The organism is Aureimonas sp. Leaf427, from assembly GCF_001425485.1.
Lineage (GTDB): Bacteria > Pseudomonadota > Alphaproteobacteria > Rhizobiales > Rhizobiaceae > Plantimonas.
Genome location: NZ_LMQW01000053.1, coordinates 52,397 through 77,054 on the forward strand (window position 1 = coordinate 52,397; position 24,658 = coordinate 77,054).

The 24,658-nt window shown below is 67.6% G+C and carries 26 protein-coding genes; 15 read left to right on the forward strand and 11 right to left on the reverse strand.

Annotated elements, in window-relative coordinates:
• Positions 1-5 precede the first annotated feature (5 nt).
• From hemH to pyk, 3 genes are all read left to right on the forward strand, one after another.
• A complete protein-coding gene (hemH, locus tag ASG62_RS24175; protein ID WP_056697699.1) occupies positions 6-1,067 on the forward strand; it encodes a ferrochelatase in 1,062 nt (353 codons plus the stop codon).
• 123 nt (positions 1,068-1,190) lie between these two features.
• Entirely contained in the window at positions 1,191-1,667 is a 477-nt protein-coding gene (locus ASG62_RS24180; RefSeq protein WP_082537406.1) for a DUF1036 domain-containing protein, read from the forward strand.
• Complete coding sequence (pyk, locus tag ASG62_RS24185) at positions 1,664-3,103, forward strand: pyruvate kinase (protein WP_056697695.1); 1,440 nt, start codon at positions 1,664-1,666, stop codon at positions 3,101-3,103. Before ASG62_RS24180 ends, pyk begins: the two co-directional genes overlap by 4 nt.
• 99 nt (positions 3,104-3,202) lie before the next feature.
• Here pyk and ASG62_RS24190 read toward each other — a convergent pair whose 3' ends face one another.
• The 6 genes from ASG62_RS24190 to ASG62_RS24215 form a co-directional block, all read right to left on the reverse strand.
• Positions 3,203-3,520, reverse strand: a complete 318-nt coding sequence (locus ASG62_RS24190; RefSeq protein WP_156382346.1) for a hypothetical protein — start codon at positions 3,518-3,520, stop codon at positions 3,203-3,205.
• 189 nt (positions 3,521-3,709) lie between these two features.
• Positions 3,710-4,456: a tetratricopeptide repeat protein gene (locus ASG62_RS24195; RefSeq protein ID WP_244487652.1), complete on the reverse strand. Its 747-nt coding sequence runs from the start codon at positions 4,454-4,456 to the stop codon at positions 3,710-3,712.
• A gap of 85 nt (positions 4,457-4,541) precedes the next feature.
• Positions 4,542-4,667, reverse strand: a complete 126-nt coding sequence (gene ykgO / locus ASG62_RS24200) for a type B 50S ribosomal protein L36 (RefSeq protein ID WP_056697687.1) — start codon at positions 4,665-4,667, stop codon at positions 4,542-4,544.
• 174 nt (positions 4,668-4,841) lie between these two features.
• Entirely contained in the window at positions 4,842-5,921 is a 1,080-nt protein-coding gene (locus ASG62_RS24205; RefSeq protein ID WP_056697683.1) for a 5-(carboxyamino)imidazole ribonucleotide synthase, read from the reverse strand.
• Positions 5,918-6,382: a 5-(carboxyamino)imidazole ribonucleotide mutase gene (purE, locus tag ASG62_RS24210; RefSeq protein ID WP_056697822.1), complete on the reverse strand. Its 465-nt coding sequence runs from the start codon at positions 6,380-6,382 to the stop codon at positions 5,918-5,920. Before purE ends, ASG62_RS24205 begins: the two co-directional genes overlap by 4 nt.
• Positions 6,383-6,408: 26 nt before the next feature.
• The gene (locus tag ASG62_RS24215; RefSeq protein WP_056697680.1) at positions 6,409-6,612 is read right to left on the reverse strand and encodes a YdcH family protein; all 204 of its coding nucleotides are present in this window, start codon (positions 6,610-6,612) and stop codon (positions 6,409-6,411) included.
• Positions 6,613-6,827: 215 nt separating this feature from the next.
• Here ASG62_RS24215 and ASG62_RS26040 point away from each other — a divergent pair, with 215 nt between their 5' ends.
• Positions 6,828-7,001 (forward strand): YdcH family protein, encoded by a 174-nt coding sequence (locus ASG62_RS26040; protein ID WP_082537405.1) that lies wholly within the window; start codon positions 6,828-6,830, stop codon positions 6,999-7,001.
• A 118-nt stretch (positions 7,002-7,119) separates the two neighbouring features.
• Here the strand turns inward: ASG62_RS26040 and ASG62_RS24220 are convergent, their stop codons facing one another.
• The gene (locus ASG62_RS24220; RefSeq protein WP_056697678.1) at positions 7,120-7,875 is read right to left on the reverse strand and encodes a sulfite exporter TauE/SafE family protein; all 756 of its coding nucleotides are present in this window, start codon (positions 7,873-7,875) and stop codon (positions 7,120-7,122) included.
• Between the two features lie 248 nt (positions 7,876-8,123).
• On the opposite strand from ASG62_RS24220, the gene ASG62_RS24225 reads away from it, so the two are divergent.
• From ASG62_RS24225 to ASG62_RS24250, 6 genes are all read left to right on the forward strand, one after another.
• Positions 8,124-8,810: a thiamine phosphate synthase gene (locus tag ASG62_RS24225; protein ID WP_056697675.1), complete on the forward strand. Its 687-nt coding sequence runs from the start codon at positions 8,124-8,126 to the stop codon at positions 8,808-8,810.
• Positions 8,807-9,838: a tetratricopeptide repeat protein gene (locus ASG62_RS24230; protein ID WP_056697673.1), complete on the forward strand. Its 1,032-nt coding sequence runs from the start codon at positions 8,807-8,809 to the stop codon at positions 9,836-9,838. Before ASG62_RS24225 ends, ASG62_RS24230 begins: the two co-directional genes overlap by 4 nt.
• 103 nt (positions 9,839-9,941) lie before the next feature.
• Complete coding sequence (efp, locus tag ASG62_RS24235; RefSeq protein ID WP_056697671.1) at positions 9,942-10,505, forward strand: elongation factor P; 564 nt, start codon at positions 9,942-9,944, stop codon at positions 10,503-10,505.
• Positions 10,506-10,582: 77 nt separating this feature from the next.
• The gene (locus tag ASG62_RS24240) at positions 10,583-11,431 is read left to right on the forward strand and encodes an inositol monophosphatase family protein (RefSeq protein ID WP_056697669.1); all 849 of its coding nucleotides are present in this window, start codon (positions 10,583-10,585) and stop codon (positions 11,429-11,431) included.
• A gap of 211 nt (positions 11,432-11,642) precedes the next feature.
• The gene (locus ASG62_RS24245; protein WP_056697664.1) at positions 11,643-12,686 is read left to right on the forward strand and encodes a MotA/TolQ/ExbB proton channel family protein; all 1,044 of its coding nucleotides are present in this window, start codon (positions 11,643-11,645) and stop codon (positions 12,684-12,686) included.
• Between the two features lie 4 nt (positions 12,687-12,690).
• Positions 12,691-13,719 carry a peptidoglycan -binding protein gene (locus ASG62_RS24250; RefSeq protein WP_056697661.1) on the forward strand — a complete coding sequence of 343 codons (1,029 nt, stop codon included), beginning with the start codon at positions 12,691-12,693 and terminating at the stop codon, positions 13,717-13,719.
• 34 nt (positions 13,720-13,753) lie between these two features.
• Here the strand turns inward: ASG62_RS24250 and ASG62_RS24255 are convergent, their stop codons facing one another.
• Complete coding sequence (locus ASG62_RS24255) at positions 13,754-15,556, reverse strand: ABC transporter transmembrane domain-containing protein (RefSeq protein WP_056697818.1); 1,803 nt, start codon at positions 15,554-15,556, stop codon at positions 13,754-13,756.
• Positions 15,557-15,824: 268 nt separating this feature from the next.
• Between ASG62_RS24255 and rpmE the strand changes: the two genes are divergently transcribed.
• Entirely contained in the window at positions 15,825-16,046 is a 222-nt protein-coding gene (rpmE, locus tag ASG62_RS24260; protein WP_056697657.1) for a 50S ribosomal protein L31, read from the forward strand.
• A 154-nt stretch (positions 16,047-16,200) separates the two neighbouring features.
• Here rpmE and ASG62_RS24265 read toward each other — a convergent pair whose 3' ends face one another.
• Positions 16,201-16,731: a DUF1465 family protein gene (locus ASG62_RS24265; protein ID WP_056697815.1), complete on the reverse strand. Its 531-nt coding sequence runs from the start codon at positions 16,729-16,731 to the stop codon at positions 16,201-16,203.
• A 367-nt stretch (positions 16,732-17,098) separates the two neighbouring features.
• On the opposite strand from ASG62_RS24265, the gene ASG62_RS24270 reads away from it, so the two are divergent.
• Together ASG62_RS24270 and ASG62_RS24275 are read left to right on the forward strand one after the other, a co-directional pair.
• Entirely contained in the window at positions 17,099-18,106 is a 1,008-nt protein-coding gene (locus ASG62_RS24270; protein WP_056697654.1) for an NAD(P)H-quinone oxidoreductase, read from the forward strand.
• Positions 18,107-18,243: 137 nt separating this feature from the next.
• The gene (locus ASG62_RS24275) at positions 18,244-18,945 is read left to right on the forward strand and encodes a DUF1013 domain-containing protein (protein WP_056697650.1); all 702 of its coding nucleotides are present in this window, start codon (positions 18,244-18,246) and stop codon (positions 18,943-18,945) included.
• Positions 18,946-19,177: 232 nt separating this feature from the next.
• Here ASG62_RS24275 and ASG62_RS24280 read toward each other — a convergent pair whose 3' ends face one another.
• Positions 19,178-19,987: a glucose 1-dehydrogenase gene (locus ASG62_RS24280; RefSeq protein ID WP_056697647.1), complete on the reverse strand. Its 810-nt coding sequence runs from the start codon at positions 19,985-19,987 to the stop codon at positions 19,178-19,180.
• Positions 19,974-21,818, reverse strand: coding sequence for a glycoside hydrolase family 15 protein (locus tag ASG62_RS24285; protein WP_244487651.1), 1,845 nt, complete (start codon positions 21,816-21,818; stop codon positions 19,974-19,976). The genes ASG62_RS24280 and ASG62_RS24285 overlap by 14 nt, the downstream gene beginning before the upstream one ends.
• A gap of 247 nt (positions 21,819-22,065) precedes the next feature.
• Here ASG62_RS24285 and ASG62_RS24290 point away from each other — a divergent pair, with 247 nt between their 5' ends.
• Both ASG62_RS24290 and ASG62_RS24295 read left to right on the forward strand, forming a co-directional pair.
• Positions 22,066-23,169, forward strand: coding sequence for a hypothetical protein (locus ASG62_RS24290; RefSeq protein ID WP_156382347.1), 1,104 nt, complete (start codon positions 22,066-22,068; stop codon positions 23,167-23,169).
• Positions 23,170-23,276: 107 nt separating this feature from the next.
• The gene (locus ASG62_RS24295; protein WP_082537412.1) at positions 23,277-24,548 is read left to right on the forward strand and encodes an ATP-binding protein; all 1,272 of its coding nucleotides are present in this window, start codon (positions 23,277-23,279) and stop codon (positions 24,546-24,548) included.
• Positions 24,549-24,658: the final 110 nt, after the last annotated feature.

Genomic DNA, 24,658 nt, shown 5'->3' on the forward strand with positions numbered 1-24,658 from the left:
ACGCGATGAACGCCCATGCGCCGCTCGACGCCAACCGCGCCACCGGTCCCCTGCCGGTGGGCCATCCCCGGGTCCTCGCGCGCAAGGTCGGCGTCCTCCTCGTCAATCTCGGCACGCCCGACGGCACGACCTATCGCCCGATGCGGCGCTACCTGAAGGAGTTCCTCTCCGACAAGCGCGTGATCGAATGGCCGCGCGCGGCCTGGTATCCGATCCTCTACGGCATCGTCCTCAACACGCGGCCGACGAAATCGGGCAAGGCCTATGCCTCGATCTGGAACAAGGAGCGCAACGAATCGCCGCTGCGCACCTTCACCCGAGCCCAGGGCGAGAAGCTCGGCATCAGGCTGGCCGGCGAGCCGGAGATCGTGGTCGACTGGGCGATGCGCTACGGCAAGCCCTCGATCGCCGAGCGCACGGATGCGCTGATCGAGGCGGGCTGCGACCGCATTCTCGTCTATCCGCTCTATCCGCAATATGCCGCGTCCACGACGGCGACCGTCAACGACGCCTTCTTCCGCCACATGCTGACCAAGCGCTGGATGCCGGCGGTGCGCACCGTGCCGGCCTATCACGACGACCCCACCTATATCGACGCGCTCGCCCGCTCGATCGAGACGCACCTGGCCGGTCTCGACTACGAGCCCGAGCGCGTGATCGCCTCCTATCACGGCATTCCGCAGAGCTACTTCCGCAAGGGCGATCCCTATCACTGCCACTGCCAGAAGACCTCGCGCCTGCTGGAGCAGCGGCTCGGCTGGGAAAAGGGGCGCTTCATGACGACCTTCCAGTCGCGCTTCGGCCCCGAGGAGTGGCTGCAGCCCTACACGGACAAGACCGTGGAGGCGCTGGCGAAGGAGGGCGTGAAGCGGATCGCGGTGCTCAATCCCGGCTTCGTGTCCGACTGTCTGGAAACGCTGGAGGAGATCGCGGAGGAGGCCGGCGAGATCTTTCTGCACAATGGCGGCGAGAAGTTCAGCCATATCCCTTGCCTCAACGACAGCGAGGAGGGCATGGACGTGATCGAGACGGTGGTGCGGCGCGAGCTGAAGGGCTGGGTCAGCTAATCGTTTCGCATTTTCTCCCGTTGCGGTGCAGCGGTGTCGTTGACAGGCTCGGGCGGCGGACCGAAAGTCCCGCCGTCCGGTCCGCCGGTTCGATGCCTCAAGGCCGGTTCGTTGCCTCAAGGAATGTCCATGCCTCACCGACCGTTCAGAGCCTTGTCCGCTCCGCTGTCGATTCCGCTCCTCGCCTTTCTCGGCCTTTTCGCATCGGCGCCCTTCGCGGCGACGGAGGCGCGGGCCGATTTCCGCGTCTGCAACGGCACGCAATCGCTGGTGGGCGTGGCGATCGGCTACCGGGCCGAGAGCGGCTGGACGACGGAAGGTTGGTGGCGCATTCCGGCGACGACCTGCAAGTCGATCATCGAGGGCGCGCTGTCATCGCGCTATTACTATCTCTATGCAGAAGATGCCGAGGGCCAAGGCCGCTGGGCGGGAACGACCGATCTCTGCATCGACGAGAACGAATTCAAGATCACGGACGTCAAGGACTGTTTCGCGCGAGGCTATCAGAAGATCGGCTTCCGCGAATACGACACAGGCGAACAGGGCAGCTGGATGGTTCAGCTGACTGAAGCGCCACGCGGGGGCACGGGCACACCATGAAACGCAATCGCCGAGTGAAGATTCTTGCAACTCTCGGCCCCGCCTCATCCGACGAGGCGATGATCCACAAGTTGCACGAAGCAGGCGCCGACGTCTTTCGCATCAACATGAGCCACACGGATCACGACACGATGCGCGAGCTCGTGCGGCGCATCCGCTCCGTCGAGCTCTCGCTCGGCCGCCCGATCGGCATCCTCGCCGATCTCCAGGGCCCCAAGCTTCGCGTCGGCAAGTTCAAGGACGGCGCCGTGACGCTGACGCTCGGACAGGAGTTCACGCTCGACGCCGATCCGACGGACGGCGATTCCACCCGCGTCTACCTGCCCCATCCCGAAATCCTCGAAGCCGTCGAGGTCGGGCACCGGCTCCTCATCGACGACGGCCGCCTGCAGCTCGTCTGCATCGCGACCGACAAGACCTACATCCGCTGCAAGGTCGTGGCCGGCGACAAAATCTCGAACCGCAAGGGCGTCTCGCTGCCGGATTCGACGATCGCGACCGGCGCGCTGACGGAGAAGGACCGCAAGGATCTCGACGCGGTCCTGGCGGTCGGCGACGTCGACTGGGTGGCGCTGTCCTTCATTCAGCGGCCCGAGGATCTGGCCGAGGCGCGTAAGATCGCGCGCGGGCGCGTCGCGCTCATGTCGAAGATCGAGAAGCCGCAGGCCGTCGAGCGTCTCGACGAGATCATCGAGCTGTCCGACGCCATCATGGTGGCGCGCGGCGATCTCGGCGTGGAACTGCCGCTCGAGCGCGTGCCTTCGATCCAGAAGCGTATCACGCGCGCCGCCCGCAAGGCCGGCAAGCCCGTGGTCGTCGCGACGCAGATGCTGGAATCGATGATCACGGCGCCCGTCCCGACGCGCGCCGAGGTCTCCGACGTCTCCGTCGCCGTCTACGAAGGCGCGGACGCGATCATGCTCTCGGCCGAGTCGGCCGCCGGCGCCTATCCGGTCGAAGCCGTGCAGACGATGGACCGGATCGCGATCGAGATCGAAAAGGACCCGATCTATCCCGGCATCATCTTCGCCCAGCGCTCCGAGCCCGACGCGACGGGTGCCGACGCCGTCTCGCTTGCCGCCCGCCAGATGGCGGAGACGCTGAAGGTCGCCGTGATCGTGACCTACACGGCCACGGGCACGACGGGCCTGCGCACGGCGCGCGAGCGCCCGCAGACGCCGATCCTGGCGCTCTCGCCGGTCCTCTCCACCGCGCGCCGGCTCTCGCTCTGCTGGGGCCTGCACTGCGTGGTGACGGAAGACGCCTACGACATCGACGCGATGATCGACACGGCCTGCCGCATCGCGGTGGAAGAGGGTTACGCCCGCGCCGGCGAGCGCGTGATCGTCACGGCCGGCGTGCCGCTGCGCATTCCGGGCTCCACCAACATGCTGCGCATCGCTCATATCGGCTCGGACGGCCTCTCGGCCGTCTGATCGCAGCACTCGAAACGACGAAGGGCACGGCGGATGGTCTCCGCCGTGCCCTTTTTCATGTCCGGCGTCAGCGTCCGCCGAGGCCATGATCCGAAGAGTTCAGGCCGAGGCGGCCAGACCTTCGCCGACCTTCGCCAGATGCTCGGACAGGCCCTTGTCCTCGACGCGGCCGCTGATCTTGGTGGTCTTCTCCGCCAGCGAGCCGAGGAGCTTCTTGACGGCCTCGCCGTCGACCTCGTCCGCCTGCAGCTTCTTCTTCAAGGATTCCAGGTCGGAGAGGATGCCCTTCGAGCCGGAAACCTCGACCTCGGCGAGCTGCTCTTCCCAGTACTCGATCTGCGTCACCGCCGCCTTCGCCGCCATCGTCTTGAGGCCGGCGGACAGGGCATTGTCGAGCTTGGTGAAACGTACGGCCATTTCGATCTCTCCGAAGTTCTGCCCGGCCATCCGAGCATTCGGGGTTCGAAACAGCGACGGCGCGCGATTGGTTCGCTCCGTTCGGCACGCTGTGGCATCATGTCTTTCGGCGCTTCCGACGGGAACGATCGCGCCTCCGACGCCCGTCGATCTCCCTGTGACCCAACAGTCAGCCCGGCCGCAGTAGCTTCAGATGGCGCGCCCCGACAGCTCTTCCGACAGGCGCCCGACCGCATCCTGCGCCGATTTCATCGCGGGAAAGATTTCCAGCACCTTCGTATAGGCTTCTAAGGCCTGCGGCTTGCGGTCGGTCTCTTCCAGAATCGCGCCGAGGCCCATCAGGGCGCCGTAATGGCGCGGCTCGCGGGCGAGGGTCTGCTCGATATCGGCGAGGGACTTGCCGTAGTCGTCGGAAAGGAAATGCAGGGTCGCGCGGCGATTCCAGCTTTCGGCGAAGTCCGGCTTCATCGTGATCGCCTCGCCGAGGAGGTCGAAGGCGGCGGCCTTGTCGTCCTTGGCCATGGCCTCGCCGGCCCAGCCGACCAGAAGATCGACCGTCGCGCTGCCGCTGTCGGCCCATTCCGATTCGATGCGCTGGGCGATGCGCCCGGCCGCCGCGCCGTTCGATTCGCGCTTGAGATCGGCGAAGAGCTTGTCGATCCGCTCCTCCCGCGTCAGCGAGGCCTCGGGCGGCACCGGGGGCGGGGGAGCGCGCTCCGGCGCCGGCGGCGGCCTGACGGCCTGGGGAGGTGGCACGGGATGCTCCGGCACCTCGTCCGGTTCGGTGTCGAACTGGTCGGGCAGGAGATCCTCGATGCCCGGCAGATCGAGACCGGGAAGCGGTTCCAGGCTCCTGTCCTCGGCGCTCGCCTGCGCGAAGGCGCCGACGGGGGCGAGGGACAGGACGAGAGCGGTGAACAGCAAGACGGCGCGCATGCTTCGGACGATAGTCCTCGCAGGCGCGCCGTCAAACTGAAAAACACGATCGGTCATCGCGCCGGCATCACGCCGGCGGGAAGGCTCAGCCCTGGCGCGCCTTGTAGCGCGGGGCGACCTTGTTGATGATGTAGATGCGACCCTTGCGGCGCACCAGGCGGTTGGCGCGGTGGCGGGCCTTCAGGGACTTCAGCGAGTTCTTGATCTTCATGACATTCACCGTCGGTCGTGGTGTCGCGCGACCGGGGCCTCCCGTCTCGCCACTCAAGGAAAAGCGCGCCGTTTCGGGCGCGCTTCAGTTGCGTGCGGGATAAACCATGTGACATCGAAATGTCAACACGGCGCCCCGCTTTACGGCGGCGCGCAAGCCCTTGCGCCGCCGGGATCAGCCGAGCCCGAGGGGCTTCAGCCGCGTGAAATGGCCCATCTTGCGGCCCGGACGGGCTTCGCTCTTGCCGTAGAGCGTGAGCACCAGATTCGGCTCGGAGAGGAGCGGCAGCGCCTTCTCCACGTCGGCTCCGATGAGATTCTCCATCACGCAGTCGGAGTGGCGCTGGGTCTCGCCGAGCGGCAGGCCGGCGACGGCGCGGATGTGCTGCTCGAACTGCGAGACGGTGCAGGCCGCTTCCGTCCAGTGGCCGGAATTGTGGACGCGGGGGGCGATCTCGTTGACGAGTAGCCCGCTTTCGGCGGCGAAGAACTCGACGCCGATGACGCCGACATAGTCCAGCCGCTCCAGGATCTCCGTCGCGATGGCCGCGGCCTCTGCGGCCACGTAGAGCGGAATGCGGCCGGGGGCGGTGGAGCGTTTCAGGATGCCGAGCGAATGCACGTTCTCGGCGGCGTCGTAGACCCGGATCTCCCCGGTCCGTCCACGCGCCGCGATGACGGAGAGCTCGTAGAGGAAGGGAACCTTCTTCTCCAGGATAGAGGGCTTGCCGCCCAGGCTCTCGAAGGCGTCGGCATAGGGGCTCTTCGGCCGGATCGTCGCCTGTCCCTTGCCGTCATAGCCGAATCGGCGCGTCTTCAGGATGCAGTCGCCACCCAGATCGTTCAGCGCGTGGTCGAGTTCCTGCGCCGTGTCGACGGCGCGCCAGCCGGCGGTCGCGATGCCGATGCCGTTGAGGAACGCCTTTTCGACGACGCGGTCCTGCGAGACTTCCAGCGCGTTCGGCGGGGGGAAGACCGGCGTCTTCGCCTCGACGGTGCGGATCGGGTCCACCGGCACGTTTTCGAACTCGTAGGTGACGACGGCCGATCGCTCGGCGAGATCGGCGAGCGCGGTGACGTCGTCGTAGCGCGCCACGATCGTCTCGTTGGCGAGCTGGGCCGCCGGGCAGGCGGCATCGGGATCGAGGATCAGCGTGCGATAGCCGAGGCGGGCGGCGGCCGAGGCGAGCATGCGGGCGAGCTGCCCGCCGCCGACGATGCCGATCGTCGCCCCGATGGGCAGCGGCGCGCTCATGCCGTTTCCTCCGGGCGCTCGGCGACCGCGGCGCTCTGGCGGGCGCGATAGGCGTCGAGCCGCTCGGCGAGGGCCTCGTCGCCAAGGGCCAGGACGCTGGCGGCTAGAAGCGCGGCGTTGACCGCGCCGGCGCGGCCGATGGCCAGCGTGCCGACGGGAATGCCGGCGGGCATCTGCACGATGGAGAGAAGACTGTCCTTGCCGGACAGGGCCTTGGATTCGATCGGCACGCCGAAGACGGGCAGGGGGGTCAGCGAAGCGCACATGCCGGGCAGATGGGCGGCGCCCCCTGCGCCCGCGACGACGATCTTGAAGCCTTCCGCCTTGGCGCCCCTGGCGAAGTCGAACAGGCGCTCGGGCGTGCGGTGCGCCGAGACGATCCTCGCATCGAAGGATATGCCAAGGCTCGCCAGCGTCTCCGTGGCATGGCGCATGGTCGGCCAGTCGGACTGGCTTCCCATGATCACCGCGACGTCGGCCGGCCCGCTCACGCGCTGATATCCGGAATGATCTGGTCTTCCACGTCCTGGAGCCGGTCCTTGACCGCCAGTTTCTTCTTCTTCATCCGCTGGATCTGGAGGCGGTCGCAGCCCATCCTGTCCATGGCGTCGATCGCCGCATCGAAATCGGCATGCTCCTGCCGAAGCCGCGCCGCCTGAAGACGCAGCGCCGCCTGTTCCTGATCCGCCATGAAGCCCCTTTCGGATCTCGTCCGTTCGCCCCGATCGTTCCCGTTCCTTGGAACGCTTCGCACCTGCAACCGATTATCAGCCCGCGCCCGATTGTGAAACAGGCCGCTTTCCGAGGTTCGACACTGCGTAGGTTTTGTGACACCCTTCGGTGTCCGCGCTGTGAAACCGGGATCGGAGGAAGCGGCCGGGCGCCAACGAAGCGAAAGGAGCTACTATGTCCTTGGACGTGCATCTTGCGACGCTTGAACAGAGGCATTCGGCACTCGACGATCAGCTTTCGTCGGCAAAGGCCAAGCCGGCTATCAGCGATGCGGAGTTACGGGAGCTGAAGCGGCGGAAACTTCAGCTCAAGGACGAAATGGAGCGGCTGCGAACGGGGCAGCGCTGAACCTTTCGAATGTGAACATCTGCCCGGTCGCGGCTTTAGCCGCGCCCGGGATCAAACCGGGATACCGCGGCGCTCGCTCGTTTCAGTGCCGATGTCGAGCGACCGAAAGGCCGGCCCCTCAGAGAAAGGGCGCCACGCTGTCGTAGACGAGCTTCAGCCCGACGGGGATCAGGAGCGCCGTCGTCACGAGGTAGAAGCGCTCGCGGTCGACGCGCTTGACCAGCCAGACCCCTGCGAGCGTGGCGAGCGGCGCCAGCGGCAGGAGCACGGCGGAGGTCGCGAGATTGTCGGCCGACAGCTGCCCGAGCAGGAAGAACGGCAGGATCTTCAAGGCGTTCGTCACCGCGAAGAAGATGACCGTCGTTCCGGCATAGACCGATGGCTCCAGGCGCAGCGGCATGACGTAGACCTGGAAGGGCGGGCCGCCCGCATGGGTCGCGAAGCTCGTGAAGCCCGAGACGATCCCCCAGAAGAAGCCCCGGACCTTGTCGCGTGCCTTCGGCTTCGGCCGGTGCCGCGCCGCCAGGAACCAATGCGCGGCGAAGAGAAGGCAGAGGCTTCCGATGAGAAAGCGCACGCCGTCGGTCGAGATCGTCGTGGCGGTGAGATAGCCGAGGCCGACGCCGAGGACCGATGCCGGCAGGATCAGCTTGAGAAGCGGGCCGTCATAGGTGCCGCGCCACGCGAAGAGGCCGACCGCATCCATGAGGAGAAGGATCGGGAGCATGATCCCGGCCGCCGCGACCGGCGAGATCGTCAGCGCCATCAGGGGCACGCCGAGCATCGAGATCGCACCGCCGAACCCGCCCTTGGCGAGGCCGACGAGGATCACGGCGGGAATGGCGACCATATAGAAGAGGGGATCGGTGATCATGCGGTGCTCGGGACGGCTTCGCGGGTTCGGGCCGCGCGTAGCGATAGGGGTATGCGCCTCGCTCCGCAATCGCCGCGTCCGCGCCGGATCGATGCGCCGCGCCCCGATGCCGCCATTCTTGTTTGAGAAGGGCTGGCTTGTTTGAGAAGGGCTGGCTTGCGCGGGAGAGGCTGGTCTTCGTCGCAGGGTCGGGGCGCCGTTCGATGCCGGACCCTACCCATGCGCATCGTGCTTGAGTAGAATGGGCCATGGCCAAGCAGAAAAAGAAGTCCGCCCCCGTGGCGCCCGCATTCGTTCGTCCGCGTCTCGTCCTCGCCACGACGCTCCTGCCCGACGGCGAAGCCGGCGAGCGCATGCTCCGCGCCGCCCTGTCCGGCGGTGATGTCTCCAGCGTCATCTTCGATCCCGCAGGACGCGACGCCGACGCCTTCCAGTCCTTTGCCGAGCCGCTCGTCGCCCTCGTGCAGGACTATGGCGCGGCGGCGATCGTCACGGACGATTCCCGCTGCGCCGGCCGAGTCCAGGCGGACGGGCTGCATCTCACCGATGGCGACGTCGAGGCGCTCGGCGAGGCGGTCGAGCGCTACCAGCCGCGCCTCATCGTCGGCGCTTCCGGCTTCACGACACGGCACGATGCGCTGGAGGCCGGCGAGAAGCTGCCGGACTATCTCATGTTCGGCCGCCTCGGCGGCGATGCGGAGGATGCGGCCGACCCTGCCGACCTCGACATGGCGGAATGGTGGGCCGACATCGTCGAAGTGCCGTGCATTCTCCTCGGGGGCGGCGATCTTTCGTCCCTCAAAGAGGCCGCGGAGACGGGCGCGGAGTTCATCTGCCTGTCCCGCGCCGTCTTCGGCGCACCGGACGGGGCTGCCGAGGCCGTGACGCAGGCCAACCGCGTCTTCGACGAACTCGCCGAGAGCGTCGCGGCGTGAAGCGGGCTTTCGTCCTCGCCGCTCTTTGCATGCTGTTCGGCGCCGGCGTCGCGTCGGCGCAGCAGGTGCCGATCCAGCGCGTGCCGATCCCCAAGCCCTCGCCGCTGCGAAGCGAGCCGGCCGCGGCCGTGCCGGTCGCCCCGGCGACAGCGGCGGCCGCCGCCGAGCAAAGCCCCAAGCCCGGCGATGCCGCGGTGCAGCCGGCCGCGCGCGCCTATGGCGCCTATCAGCAGGGCCTCTACGTGACGGCGGTGAAGCTCGCCGAGCCGCTCGCCAATCTCGGCGATCCCGCCGCGCAGACGCTGCTCGGGGAAATCTATTCGCGGGGCCTCGGCGTTCGGCAGGACGAGAAGCTCGCCGCCCGCTGGTACGAGGCGGCCGCCAGTTCCGGCAGCGCGGAGGGGCAGTTCCGCTTCGCGCTGCTTCTCATCGACGGGAAGGTCGTCGGCCAGGACCTCGCCAAGGCGCGCGACCTGATGAAGGCCGCCGCCGATGCCGGCATTCCGCTGGCGGGCTACAATTACGCGCAGATGCTGATCCAGGCCTCGCCCGTCGCCGGCTTCACGGAGGCGCTGCCCTATTTCGAGCGCTCGGCCCGGGCCGGCGTGGCCGATGCGCAGTACGCGATGAGCCAGATCTACGCCTACGGCAAGGGCGTGCCGATGCCGGATCTGCCCAAGGCGCGAAACTGGCTCCAGGCGGCGGCGGCCGGCGGTCACGACACCGCGCAGATCGAGCTCGGCATCTGGATGATCAACGGCAAGGGCGGGCCCGCCAGCGCCGGGGACGGCGCACGCTGGCTGCTTCGCGCGGCGACGCGCGGCAATCCGATCGCCATGAACCGCATCGCGCATCTCTATAAAGACGGCATCGGCGTGCCCGCCGACAAGATCGAGGCCGGCAAGTGGTCGGTTCTCGCCAAGCGCGCGAACAATGCCGATACGGGCCTCGACACGTTCTTCCGCGGCCTCGACGAAGGCACGCAGAAGGCAGCGCTCGAAGCCGCCAACCGCTTCCGGGCGGGCTGACCTGCGACCGGCTAGGCTTGAACGGGCGGGGCTTTTGTGGTCTTGAGCCCCTTCGCGGGGCGCCGGTCCCGCTCCCCCTTTCAGCTGACATTCGAGCGACACGATGAAGATCAACGGCAACGAAATCCGTCCCGGCGACGTCATCGAGCATGCCGGCGGCCTCTGGGCGGCGGTGAAGACCTCGCATGTGAAGCCGGGCAAGGGCGGCGCCTTCGCCCAGGTCGAGCTGAAGAACCTCATCGAGGGCACCAAGCTCAACGAGCGTTTCCGCGCCGCCGAGACCGTCGAGCGCATCAAGCTCGATCTGAAGGACTTCACCTTCCTTTACGCGGAGGGCGAGAACCTCGTCTTCATGGACACCGAGACCTACGAGCAGCTGGAACTCCAGACCGATTTCGTCGGCGATCGAGCCGCCTTCCTGCAGGACGGCATGAAGGTGACGGTCCAGCTCTACGAGGAGCGCCCGATCGGCATCAAGCTGCCCGACCAGGTGACGCTCGCCATCGTCGAGGCGGACCCGGTGGTGAAGGGCCAGACGGCGGCCTCCTCCTACAAGCCGGCCAAGATGGAGAACGGCGTGCGCGTGATGGTGCCGCCCTTCATCGACACGGGCGAGCGCATCGTCGTGGACACCAACGAGATCACCTACGTCCGCCGCGCGGACTGACCGCATTCCCCGGCAGTCCCTGCCGGACCCGACGGCCCCCGCTCTTTCAAATCTCCATCTTTCGAGGCTCGCCGCTCATGGCCCGTTCCGCCATTCTCAACGTCATGACGCAGGCCGCCATGAAGGCCGGCCGTTCGCTGACGCGCGATTTCGGCGAGGTTCAGAACCTTCAGGTCTCGCTGAAGGGACCGGCCGACTACGTCTCGGCCGCCGACCGCAAGGCCGAGGACATCGTCTACCAGGAACTGGCGCGCGCGCGGCCCGACTGGGGCTTCCTCATGGAGGAGCGCGGCGCGATCGAGGGCAAGGACAGCCAGCACCGCTGGCTCGTCGATCCGCTGGACGGCACGACGAACTTCCTCCACGGCATTCCGATGTTCGCCGTCTCCATCGCGCTGGAGCGCGACGGAGAGATCGTCGCGGGCGTCGTCTTCAACCCGGCGGCGGACGAGCTCTACTCGGCGGAGAAGGGCGGCGGCGCCTTCATGAACGACCGCCGCATCCGCGTGGCGGCCCGCACCAAGCTGCACGAAGGCCTGTTCGGCACGGGCGCGCCCTTCCTCGGGCACGGCGACCACGCGCGCTTCCTCTTCGAGATGCGCCATGTGATGACGCAGTCCTCCGGCATCCGGCGCATCGGCTCGGCCGCTCTCGATCTCTGCTACGTCGCGGCCGGCCGTCTCGACGGATTCTGGGAGCGCGACCTCAAGCCCTGGGACATCGCTGCCGGCGCCGTGATCATCCGCGAGGCCGGCGGCTTCGTCTCCAATGCCGACGGCGGCAAGTTCGACCACATCGCGGGCGACGTCGCCTGCGGCAACGAGACCATGCACCGCCAGCTCGTCGAGCAGCTGAAGACGGCGGGCGCGGCCTATCGCGGTTCGAAGGCCCCTCCGGCGGCGCCGGCGGCCGAGCCCTCGGCCTGAAGGCGGCCGAGACGGCGTTGGACGATGGGCGGAACCTTCGTTTCATCCGCCGTCCGGTAGGTCGCCCCGACCGATGCGTTCGGTAAGGCGAAGCGGAGCCGAGCGACGATCGGGACGCGCGCTGGCTGTTTCCTTTTAACGCCTGTCGCTTAAGCTGCGAGGAAAGCATGTCTCAGTGAGCATGCCGTTCCTTGTTGGGGTTGCAGGCGCGATGCAGGGTTTCAATTCGCCGACGGACGACCTGAAGAGGCGCCCGGGCGGTTTCGATTCCGACGACCTGACGAGCCCGATGGTGTTCCTCTGGTCGATGCTGGTCTTCCTGGCGCTGGCCGGCTTCGTGGCCGCCGTGCTCGGGCGCCAGATCACCAGCGCCTTCTCCACCAATCCCGGCCTCAACGGCCTGATCGTCGGCGTCCTGACGGTCGGCATTCTGCTCGCGCTGATCCAGATCGTGCGCCTCGCCCACGAGGTGCGCTGGGTCAACGCCTATCGCAACGGCTCCGACGAGTTCGAGCGGATGCGCGATCCCGTTCTTCTCGCGCCGATGCGCGCGCTGATCGGGCGCCGCCAGTCGCTGGCGCTCAACACGCAGTCGATGCGCGCGGTGCTGGATTCGGTGGCGACGCGGCTCGACGAGACGCGCGACATCGCCCGCTACCTCACGGGCCTTCTGGTCTTCCTCGGCCTTCTCGGAACGTTCTGGGGTCTTCTCGGCACGATCGGCTCCATCGGCGACACGATCCGCTCCCTCGATCCGGGCGGCGGCGACACGTCGAGCGTGCTCGACGCGCTGAAGGCGGGCCTCGCCGCGCCGCTGGAGGGCATGGGCACGGCCTTTTCCTCCTCGCTCTTCGGCCTCTCCGGCTCGCTCGTGCTCGGCTTCCTCGATCTGCAGATCGGGCGGGCGCAGAACAGGTTCTACACCGAGCTGGAGAACTGGCTCTCCTCCGTCACCGATGTCGGCTCGGATGTCGCGCTCTCGCCGATCTCCGCCGGGTCGGGCTCCTCCACCGAGGAGGTGCGCCTTCTCGCGGAGCGGTTGGCCAAGGCGGTGGCCGAACAGGGTGTCTCGACGAAGACGAGCGCCTCCATGGCGAGCTTGGCCGAAAGCATTCAGGGTCTCGTCCAGCACATGCGCTCCGAGCAGCAGCTCCTGCGTGATTTCGTCGAGGCGCAGGCGGGCGAGCAGCGCGAGCTGCGCGGCGTGCTCGAACGGCTCGCCAGCTCCATCACCCCGCCCCGGCGCGAGGGCTGAGGCGATGGCGCTCTCGCGCAACCGGCGGTCCGAGCGGACGATCGACTACTGGCCGGGCTTCGTCGACGCGCTCTCGACGCTGCTTCTCGCCATCATGTTCCTGCTCTCGGTCTTCGTGCTCGCGCAGTTCCTGCTCAGCCGCGAGATTTCGGGGCGGGACGCCGTTCTCGACCGGCTGAACTCGCAGATCCAGGAGCTGACGCAGCTCCTGTCGCTCGAACGCAGCACCGGCCAGGATTTCCAGGACCAGATTGCCAGCCTCCAAGCCTCCCTGCAGGAAGCGGAGGACGGCCGCTCGCGGCTCCAGAGGGCCCTCACGGAAGGCTCGGGCACGGCGGCGAGCGCGAGCGCGGAGGCGGGGCAGCTGCGCACCGAGCTCGAAGGCGAGCGGACGGTGTCGCAGCGCGCGGCCGCGCAGGTCGAACTTCTGAACCAGCAGCTCTCCGCGCTCCGCCAGCAGATCGCGGCGCTGGAAGACGCGCTGAACGCCTCCGAGACGCGCGACAAGGAGAGCCAGACGCGGATCGCGGATCTCGGCAGCCGGCTCAACGTGGCGCTGGCGCAACGCGTGCAGGAGCTGGCGCGCTACCGGTCCGACTTCTTCGGGCGGCTCAGGGAAATCCTGTCGGATCGCGAGAACATCCGAATCGTCGGCGACCGCTTCGTCTTCCAGTCCGAGGTTCTCTTCCCCTCCGGTTCCGACGTCCTGCAGCCGAGCGGCACGGAGGAGATGCGCAAGCTCGCCGCCGCCGTCGTGGAGCTGTCGCGCGAAATTCCCTCCGACATCAACTGGATCATCCGGGTGGACGGCCATACGGACGCCGTGCCCATCACCGGCGGTCGCTTCGCCGACAATTGGCAGCTCTCGACGGCGCGCGCGGCTGCGGTCGTACGCTACCTGATCTCCGAGGGCGCGCCGGCGAACCGGCTGGCCGCGACGGGGTTCGGAGAGTTCCAGCCGATTGATCCCGCCGACACGCCGGAGGCCCGCAACCGCAATCGCCGAATCGAGCTGAAGCTCACCGAGCGCTGAAGGGCCGGTCGGATCGGAGTGCTGCGGCCGCTCCCTATTCGGCGGCGCCCAGAAGCTCGGTCCGGCCGCTGTCGAACTGCAGGCGCGCCAGCCGGGCATAAAGGCCGCCGCGGGCGATCAGGGAGGCGTGGGTGCCGTCTTCGACGATCCGCCCGCCATCGAGCACGAGGATGCGGTCGGCCTTCAGCACGGTCGCGAGGCGATGGGCGATGACGATCGTGGTGCGGCCGAGCATCAGCTTTTCCAGGGCGCGCTGGACGAGGATCTCGCTCTCGGCGTCGAGGGCGGAGGTCGCCTCGTCGAGGAGGAGGATCGGCGCATCCCGCAGGATCGCGCGGGCGATGGCGATGCGCTGGCGCTGGCCGCCGGACAGCGTGACGCCGCGCTCGCCGAGGCGCGTGGCGTAGCCGGCCGAGAGGCGCTCGATGAAGTCGTTGGCAAGGGCGGCGGTCGCGGCGGATCGGATCTCGGCCTCGTTCGAGCCCGGGCGGCCGAAGGCGATGTTCTCGCCCGCCGAGGCAGCGAAGACGGTGACGTCCTGGGGCACGAGAGCGATCCGGCCGCGAAGGGCGGCAAGATCGGCCTCCCGCGAATCGACGCCGTCGATCAGGATGCGGCCGGCGGTCGGATCGTAGAAGCGCTCGATCAGCGAGAAGATCGTGGACTTGCCCGCGCCGGAGGGCCCGACGATCGCGACGGTCTCGCCGGGCCGCACCTCGAAGGAGAGATCGTGCACGGTCGTGCGCTGGGGCGCGCCCTCGTAGGCGAAGGAGACATGCTCGAACCGCACGGAGCCGACGGCCGGAACGGGCAGCTGTGCCGGATGGGCGGGCGAGGCGATGGCGGGCCGTTCGCCGAGCAGCTCGGACAGGCGCTCGGCGGCGCCGGAGGCGGCCGAAAGCTCGCTCCAGACCTCGGAAAGGGCACCCAGGGCACCCGCGGCGAAGACCGAATAGAGCAGGAACTGGCCGAGCGTGCCGGCCGTGAGCGTTCCGGCGATCACCTGCTGGGCACCGATCCACAGGACGGCGACGACCGAGCCGAAGATCATGAAGATCGCAAAGCCCGTCAGAAGAGCACGCGAGGTCACGGAGGCGCGTGCGGCGTCGAAGGCGGTGTCCACCGCCTCGGCGAAGCGGCCGGCGACGGCGGGCTCGCTGGTGAAGGCCTGGACGGTCCGCACCGCGCCGATCGCCTCGTTGGCATAGGCGCTCGCCTCGGCCAGCATGTCCTGCGCGGCACGGGAGCGGCGGCGCACGGAGCGGCCGAAGGCGACGAGCGGCACGACGATGACGGGGATCGCGGCAATGACGATCAGCGAAAGGCCGGGGCTCGTCCAGGCCATCATGGCGACCGCGCCGATGGCGAGGATGATGTTGCGTAGGGCGAGCGAGGCCGTGGCACCGACGGCGGACTTGATCTGCGTCGCGTCGGCCGTCAGACGCGAGACGATCTCGCCGGACATGGACTTGTCGAAGAAGGCCGGCGAGAGGCGCGCCACATGGGCGAAGACATCCTTGCGCAGCTCCGCCACGATGCGCTCGCCGAGCGTGATGACGAAGAAGTAGCGGCCCGCGCTGGCGATCGCCAGAATGCCGGCCAGGATGAGGAGCATGCCGAAATAGGCGTCGATGAAGCCCGTATCGGCGGTCGAGAAGCCGTGGTCGATCACCCGCCTGACGGCGACGGGCAGCGAGAGCGTCGTCACGGCGGCCAGCGCCAGGAACACGAGGGCGCCGCCGACCAGCTTCTTCTGGCGGGCGAGATAGGGCAGGAGACGGGCGAGGGGCTTCAGGTTGCGCGAACTCGCGGCCTCAGCACCCGCCGGGCGGGCCATCGGGGTCTTCATGACGAGGCTGCTTCCTCCTGCCGGCGATCTGGGGCCTTTTCGGCCCTCGGAAGCCGCGGCTCGGCGCAAGCCGCGCCTTCCGCAGGGGCGGTGTCCGGCGACCCTTGTGCCCTTATGGGTGCTGATGTATAGGCTCACCCTCGAATTTGGAAGCTTATCGCGCCCGAATGCCCGTCGAAATGCGTCTCTCCTGCGGCTCCCGTCGCAGCGCGGCGCGACCTTCGGGACAGCGCCACTCTAGAGACGGACAGACCCGATGAAGGCCAACACCCATCCCGACTACCACACGATCAAGGTCGTGATGACGAACGGCACCGAGTACCTCACCCGCTCCACCTGGGGCTCCGAGGGCGACACGATGAACCTCGACATCGACCCGACCAGCCACCCGGCCTGGACCGGCGGCAACCAGCAGCTGATGGATCGCGGCGGCCGCGTCTCGCGCTTCAAGAAGCGCTACGAAGGCCTCGGCATCTGATCTCGTCCACCCGGACGACATGCGAAAAAGCCCGGAGCGATCCGGGCTTTTTTCGTTTGCGGTCCGAGAGCCGACATCGACGAAAAAAGGGCGCCCGCTTTCGCGAGGCGCCCTTTGCTCATGACGGCGATGCTTATGATGGCGCTGATCGTGCTCAGCGGGCGAGGAAGGCCGTGCGCAGGAGGTCGATCTGCTCGCCGACCGGGTTGGTCGCCTCGATCTGGATCTGGTCGATGTCGCCGTAGATCTCGCGATCGAGAATGGCGATGCGGCGCTCCAGCTTGAGGGCGCGGTCGACCAATGTGCGGAAGGCTTCGGGAAGCTCGCCGAAATAGGGGGAATCGCGGCCGGTGCCCACGCCTTCGAGACGGACCTTGACCTTCTCGGCCTCGACCTGCGCCCGCGACATGTCGCCCTGGTTGGCCGCGCGCTGGAGCAGCAGCCAGGAGGCGACCTGCATCAGCCGCGTCGTCAGGCGCATGGATTCGGCGGCATAGAGCGTGGAAACGGCTCGGGACAGCGCCTTGGCTTCGACCCGGCCGGGACCGTCGAGATAGATCGCCGTCTCGTCGACGAGCGTCATCCCTTCGTTGAACAGCGGCTGGAACGAACGGGAAAAGGCCAGATGCTCCGCCAGTCGGATCGTTCTGTCCTCGTCGCGCGGCTCCAGGGTCTGAATGGTCATGAGGCGCACCAGCTTTCCAAAGGAATCGCGGCGCACCGCCGGGTTTGTCCGACGGTGCAGACCGTTGGCCCGAAAGTGCGTCGAAGCAGAGCCGATGGCAAGGCCGACTCAACCATCCTGGTTAACGGGCCTTAAGCCTGTCGGTTCGCTTTCGAGCGCCCGTCGAAACGAAAAAAAGGGCCGCGCGAGCAGCCCTTCGAAGTTTTCAACAGGGAGACGTCGGAGGAAGCGGCAGGCCGCTTCGTCAGCCAGCAAGCTGGATGCCCTGATAAGACCGCGTAAACCCTAATCCTTGGTGAAGACGGGATGACCTCGCTCATTCCTCCTCTACCTTGTCGAGGGAATTGCGGGGACGAAGAGACAAGCGATGACAGCCGATAGAGAAATGACCGCGATCACGATCGAGGCACCCGGCGGGCCGGAGGTTCTCAAACCCTCCCGCGTGCCCATGCCGGTTGCGGGCGATGGGCAGGTTCTGATCGAGGTGCACGCGGCCGGCGTGAACCGGCCCGACGTGTTGCAGCGTCTCGGCGCCTACCCTTCGCCGAAGGGCGCGCCGGACTGGCCGGGGCTGGAGATCGCCGGAACGGTCGTGGAACTGGGGCAGGGCTGTTCGCGCTACCGCCTGGGCGACCGGGTCATGGCGCTGGTGCCGGGCGGCGGCTATGCCGAATATGCGGCTGTGGCCGAGGCGAACACGCTGCCGATTCCCGACGGTTTCGGCTTCGTGGAGGCCGCCGCGATCCCCGAGACCTTCTTCACCGTCTGGCACAACGTCTTCCAGCGCGGCGGGCTGACGGCGGGCGAGAGCTTTCTCGTGCATGGCGGCACGTCCGGCATCGGCACGACGGCGATCCAGCTGGCCGCGCATCGCGGCGCGAAGGTCTATGCCACCGCCGGCAGCCGCGAGAAGTGCGAAGCGGCCGTCCGGCTCGGCGCGACGGCGGCGATCAACTATCGCGACGAGGATTTTGCGGAGGTGCTGGAGGGGCTGACCGGCGGCCACGGGATCGACGTGACGCTCGACATGGTCGGCGGGCCTTATACGGCCAAGAATCTCAAGATCGCGGCCGAGGACGGGCGGATCGTGCAGATCGCCTATCTGAAGGGGCAGAAGGTGGAGATCGATCTCCAGCCCATCATGCAGAAGCGCCTGCATCTGACGGGCTCGACGCTGCGGGCGCGCAGCGTCGATTTCAAGGCGTCGGTCGCGCGGGAGATCGAGGCGGAGGTGTTTCCGCTGTTTCGGTCCGGGGCCGTGAAGCCCCTGATCGATACGGTCTATCCCCTGGAAAAGGCGGCGGACGCGCATCGTCACATGGACGACGACCATATCGGCAAGATCGTTCTGACGACGTCCCACCACAAAGGCTGAGGATGACGGAAGAGCGACCGCATCGATTTCCTTGCGGAGCGCACGCGGAGGTCTTATAACCCTTCGCAATTCCTTAAATCGTGGTGAAGTTTCACCGGCCTGCCCCTCTGGAGCTGGCGTAGCGGAGGACCGCATTCATGTCCCAGCAGCTTCTCATGCCGAAGGCCACCGCCGTCTGGCTGGTCGACAACACGTCGCTGTCCTTCGAGCAGATCGCCGACTTCTGCACCTTGCACCCGCTCGAGGTGAAGGCGATCGCGGACGGCGAGTCGGCGCAGGGCATCAAGGGCATGGACCCGATCATGACCGGCCAGCTCACCCGCGAGGAAATCCTGAAGGGCGAGACCGACGAGAAGCATCGCCTGAAGCTCTCGCCGCCGAAGGTTCGCGTGCCCGAGGCCAAGCGCAAGGGGCCGCGCTACACGCCGGTCTCCAAGCGCCAGGACCGCCCGAACGCCATTCTCTGGCTCGTGCGCAACCATCCCGAACTGCCGGACCCCGCGATCTCGCGCCTCGTCGGCACGACCAAGAACACGATCCAGCAGATCCGCGAGCGCTCGCACTGGAACGCCGCCAACCTCACGCCGATGGACCCGGTGACGCTCGGCCTCTGCTCGCAGATTGATCTCGACATCGAGATCGAGAAGGCATCGCGCGGCATCGCGCGGCCCGAGGAGGTCGCGGAGGAGGAGCGCCTGCTCTCCGCCGCCCAGACCCAGAACTATCGGGGCCGCGAGACGACCGAGGACCAGGAGCTCGACGCCGCCGCCGTCTTCGCCAAGCTGACCTCCATGCGCCGCACGCCCGCCGAAGTGGCGGAGGACGAGGACCAGCTCTGATCCCGGCTGCCTAGCGGCTGTCTGAAAAGCCCCTCGGGTCGGCCCGGCGGTGCTTTTCCGGCGTCACTTCGTTGCCGATCCTCGCCGATGCCCCGGCATCGACTGCGTTCGGCGCTTCGTGATCGCCGAAAAATCCCTCGACGGTCCTGCGCCGGGGATTTCTCAGACAACCTCTTAGAGACATTTTGGAAAGGGCCGTCCGGCAACGGGCGGCCCTTTTTCGTTGGGGCGGTCAGCCGTTGCCGCGAAACTCCGGATAGAGCGTCATGCCGCCGTCGACGAAGAGCGTCTGGCCGGTCATGTAGTCCGACGCATCCGAGGCGAGGAAGGCGACGGCGCGGCCGATATCTGCGGGCTCGCCGATCCGGCCGTAGGGGATGAGCTTCAGCATGCCCTCCTCGTTCCGGGCGCGCTCCTGCGCGTTGATCGCGGTCGCGATGGCGCCGGGGGCGACCGCGTTGACGCGAATTTTTTCGGCGGAGACCTCCTGGGCGAGGGACTGCATGAGAAGATGCAGCCCGCCCTTGGAGGCCGCATAGTTCACATGGAAGGCCCAGGGGATGACCTGGTGCACCGAGGAATCGAAAATCAGCTTGCCCATGGCCGGGCTGACCTGCGAACGGACGCCCTTCTTTCGAAAGCGCTTGATCGCCTCGCGCCCGACGAGAAAGCCGCCGGTGAGATTGACCGAGATGACGGCGTTCCAGTCGTCCAGCGTCATGTCGCCGATCTTGGCGTCCTTCTGCAGGCCGGCATTGGAGACGACGATGTCGAGGGGCCCAAGGGCCTCCTCCGCCTGATCAAAGAGCCGGACGATATCGGCCTCGACCGAGACGTCCGCCTGGATGACGACGGCGTGCTGGCCGAGCGCCTCGATCTCGGCGGCGGTCTCCTTCGCCTCGTCCTCGGAATGGCGGTGGTTGACGACGACATCGGCGCCGGCGCGCGCCAGCTCGATCGCGCAGGCCCGGCCGATGCCGGCGGAAGCGCCGGTCACCAGGGCGACCTGGCCGACGAGACTGTGTTTTTCAAAAGACGCCATCGGGGTCCTCCGTCTGGTGGAATCGGTGGAAGGCGGGATCGCTGCGGTCGCCGTTCAACGAGCGGTCGAGCCATATGGCTGCCGAGATCAGCGACAGATGCGTGAGGCCTTGCGGGAAATTGCCGAGATGGTCTCCGGCCGAGGAGAGCTCCTCGGAATAGAGGCCGAGATGGTTGGCATAGGAATGGAGCTTCTCGAACAGGAAGCGCGCCTCGCCGACCTTGCCCGTGCGGGCGAGGGCCTCGACATACCAAAAGGAGCAGATGGTGAAGGAGCCTTCCTCGCCCTCCAGCCCGTCGGAATTCTCGTCGAGATTGACGTAGCGGTGGACGAGGCAGTCGTGGACGAGCTCGCGCTTCACGGCGGCCAGCGTCGAGATCCACATCGGATCGCGCGGGTTGATGAACTTCACGAGCGGCATGAGCAGCACCACCGCATCGAGGCCGCGCCCGCCCTTGTATTGCGTGAAGGCGCCGATCTCGGGGTTCCAGAACTCCTCCAGCAGCGTCTTCTGGATCTTGTCGCGCTCGGCGCGCCAGCGCTCGATCGGCGCGGGCAGGGAGTGGCGGATCGCGAGGCGCAGCGCCCGGTCGAACGCGACCCAGCACATGAGGCGCGAGGACAGGTACTCGCGCGGCTCGCCTCGGCTTTCCCAGATGCCGTGATCGGGCAGGCCCCAATTGTCGGCGAGCCAGTCGATGATCCGCGACGTCGTCGACCAGACGGCATTGGACGGTTTTCCGCGGACGCGCGACGCGATGTAGAGCGTGTCCATGAACTCGCCGTAGATATCCATCTGGCGCTGGTCGAAGGCCCCGTTGCCGATGCGCACGGGGCGGGAGTTCTCGTAGCCCGAGAGATGGTCGAGTGAGATTTCGGGAAGCTCGGTGCCGCCGTCCATTCCGTACATGATCTGAAGATGCGGCTCCCCGCCGGAGAGCGCGTGCTGCATGAGGAAGTGCATGAAGTCTTCCGCCTCGTCGAAATAGCCGAGGCGCGAGAAGGCGTAGATCGTGAAGGCGGAATCGCGGACCCAGGTGAACCGGTAGTCCCAATTGCGCTCGCCCCCGATCACCTCGGGCAGGCCGAACGTGCCGGCCGCGGCGATCGAGCCGTGTTTCATGGAGGTCAGGAGCTTCAGCGTCAGGGCCGAGCGCACGACGAGATCCTGGCGGAAGGTCGGGTAGGTTCCGGCGGCCACCCAGTCGTGCCAGAAGGCGCGCGTCTCCACGAAAGCGTCGCGCACATAGGCGTCGTCGACCGCCTTCTGGCCTTTGCGGCCGGGGCAGAGGACGGCGTGGCAGGTCTCGCCCTCCTTCAGCCGGACCGTCGCGGTCGCCGTGCCGTTCTCCAGCGTCACGGGCATGGACGTGTGGAAATAGAGGGGCTCGGCGCCCGGCCACGCGGCGCTGAAGCCGCCGTCGAAGAGGGTGAGCGTCGGGGTGATCCGGGCATAGTCCGGGCGGGGCGAGACCGACAGTTCGAAGAGAAGTTCGCCGACGATCGCCTTGGCCCGCCGCACGATCCGGCCGGAGCCGTCGAGCGGCATGAAGTCGGAGACCTCGCCGATGCCGGACTCGCCGAGAAACCGCGTGATGAGGATGTTGGTGTCGGGCAGGTAGATCTGGCGATGGCGCATCGTCTCGTCGCGCACGCCGAAGCGGAAGTGGCCGCCCCGCTCGGCATCCAGCAACTCGGCGAAGATCGAGGGCGAATCGATGTCGGGCTGGCAGAAGTAATCGATCGTTCCGTCGATCGCGACGAGGGCGAGGGTCTGCATGTCGCCGATGACGCCGTGATCTGCGATCGGCCTTGAGGTTCTCTGCGGCAAGGGGTTCTCTCGTTCCAATGCGAATGGCTCGATGTCGATGGCGGGGGAGATTGGGCTCACCGGCGCCAAGTAAATCCGTGCCCGGCGAAGTTTCCGGCCGAAGGGGCTCCGCGACGATTCTTTTTGGCGGTGGTGCCCTTCTTCAGCCATTTTCGGTAAGGCGTTCAGAGGGAGGCTGGCGGGAGCGTCCCGTGTTCAAATGCCGACCCAGCCTTTATGTCTGGACGGAGCGAGCGGGGAGACGACGATGAGCGCGATGGAACAGAGCCTGCGGCGCGCGCTCGATGCGGGCGATGCGAGCGATCCGGCCTTTCGCGAGACGATCTACGCGGCCTCCGAACGGGCGCTGGAGCGCATGCTCGCCGAGCGACCGCTGGACGAAGGCGCGGCGCAGGCGCAGCGGATTCGTCTGGCCGAAACGATCAACCGGGTCGAGCAGGACTACTATCAGGCGACCGAAGCGGGCCTCGATGCGGGGGAGGCGGGTTGGACGCCCGATTCCGAGCCCGAGGACGGGGAGCCGGACGAGCGTGCCATGCCCGGCGAGCTTCGTGCCCATGCCGCCGACCTTCCGCCGCCACCCGCCGCCACGGCCGCCGATGCTCGAACGGGCTCGGCCTCCGGCCATCGGCTCGTGGACGAGAATGCGCCGGCCTTTCTGCGCCGCTCGTCCGAGCCGGCCGCGGACCGGCGCGCCGGCCCGGCCGCTCTCCGGCCGCAGCGCGTGCCCTCGACCAGCGGCTTCGGCAGCGGCGGCAAGGCCCCGTCCGGCGGTTTCCGCCGGATCTTCGTCCTCGTCGTCGCGCTCGCCTTCGCGCTTCTGGCCTATCTCGTCTACGGCATGATCTACGGCCCGACCACGACGGAGCCGGCCGCGACCTCCGATGCGAGCCCGGGGAGCGACGACGATCGATGGATCGCGCTCTTCGACGGCACGCAGCTCGCGGCCATCGCGACGCCCACCGGCGGCCGGGTCGAGACCGTCACCGGCTTCGACGACCGGCCGGCCGTCCGCATGAGCTCGGCCGGCGAGGGCGGCGAGATCGAGGTTGCGGTCGGTCCGGGCGTCGCCCGCGAGCTGGCCGGCGAGACCGTGCGCGTGGAACTGACCGTCGGCTCGCCCGATGGCGAGCCGCGCGAATTCGGCGTGCGCTGCCTCTTCTCCGGCCAGACGGTCTGCGGCACGCAGCGCTTCAGAACCGCGCAGTCCAGCGAGGCCTTCGTCTTCGACATGGCGGTTCCGCGCGGCGCCCGAAACGCCGGAAGCATCGCGATCGAGCCGGGCTATGGCGCAGGCAGCCGTCCGCTCGACCTCTACGGCGTGCGTGCCCGGATGGGCGAGGCGGCCTGACGAAACCGCCGTCCGGCTGACATGCCCTTGTCGCCGGATTCAGGGATAAGGACCGAATCGGCCGCGATTTCGAGACGGCGGCCGGATTCGGAGATGCGATGAGCACGATGAACGAGCCCGGAGTGAAGGAGGCGCCCCGCCAGTTGCCGCTGGCGCGCGTCGTCGCATTGGCGCTCGCCGCCTTCTCCGCCATCGCGTTCTTCGACGAGAGCGCGCGCTGGGTCGCGGTTGCGGCGGGCTCTCTCTTCCTCGTGGCCTGTCTCGCTCTGTCGCGGGATACGGCCGTGCCGCGCCGCGAGCGCGGGACGCGCCGCCGGCAGGCGACGCTCTGGCCGGACAGCGGCACGAAATCGGTGGTCGAGGCGATGGCCGAGCCCGCCTTCCTCATCGACCGCAATCTCCTCCTGCGCTTCCAGAACAGCGTGTCGGAGCGCGTCTTCGGCGCGATGGCGCTGGGCGACGCGATCTCGCTGCGCTTCCGCTCGCCCGAACTGATCGCCGCCATCGAGACGGCCGTGCGCGAGCGCAAGACGACGCATGCCGCTCTCGTGGAGGGACGTTTCGCCGAACGCTCCTGGAGCGTGGAGATCCTGCCCGTTCCGGTCGGGCAGGGCGGCGAGCCCGCCTTCTTCCTCCTTCTTTTCCGCGACCGCACGGCGGAGCGCCGCATCGAGCAGATGCGCACCGACTTCATCGCCAATGCCAGCCACGAGCTGCGCACGCCGCTCGCCTCCCTCATGGGCTTCATTGAGACCCTGCAGGGGCCGGCCAAGGACGATGCGCAGGCGCGGCTCCGCTTTCTCGACATCATGCGCGACCAGGCCGGGCGCATGTCGCGGCTGATCGACGATCTTCTCTCGCTCTCGCGCATCGAGATGAAGCGGCACGTTCCGGTCGAGAGCATCGTCGATCTCGCCGAGATTCTCGACGACGTGCGCGAAGCGCTGTCGCCGCTGGCCTCCGAGACCGGCGTCACCATCGAAATGGACCCCGAGACCGCGCCGCTGGCGGTGGCGGGCGAGCGCGACGAGCTGGTTCAGGTCTTCTCCAATCTCGTCGAGAACGCCTGCAAGTACGGCGAGAGCGGCGGCCGGGTGACGATCCAGCTCCTGGAGACGCGCGAGCGCGGGCGCCATTTCGTCGATGTGGCCGTGCGGGACTTCGGTCCTGGCATCCCGCCCGAACACGTCCCGCGCCTCACCGAGCGATTCTACCGCGTCGACGTCGGCTCCTCGCGCGGCAAGCGCGGCACCGGACTTGGCCTCTCCATCGTGCGCAATATCCTCATCCGACACCGCGCCCGATTGCTCGTCCATTCGGTGGTCGGCGAGGGATCGACCTTCACAGCCCGCTTCCCGGCCCTCGACAAGACGTCGTGACGAATCGCGATTCAAGCGATTTCAAAGACTTATATTGTCACAAAAGCGCAATCGAAGTGTCATAGACCAGTCGTCCAAGGGGGCTATCCAAACCCCCGTGAACCACGGCG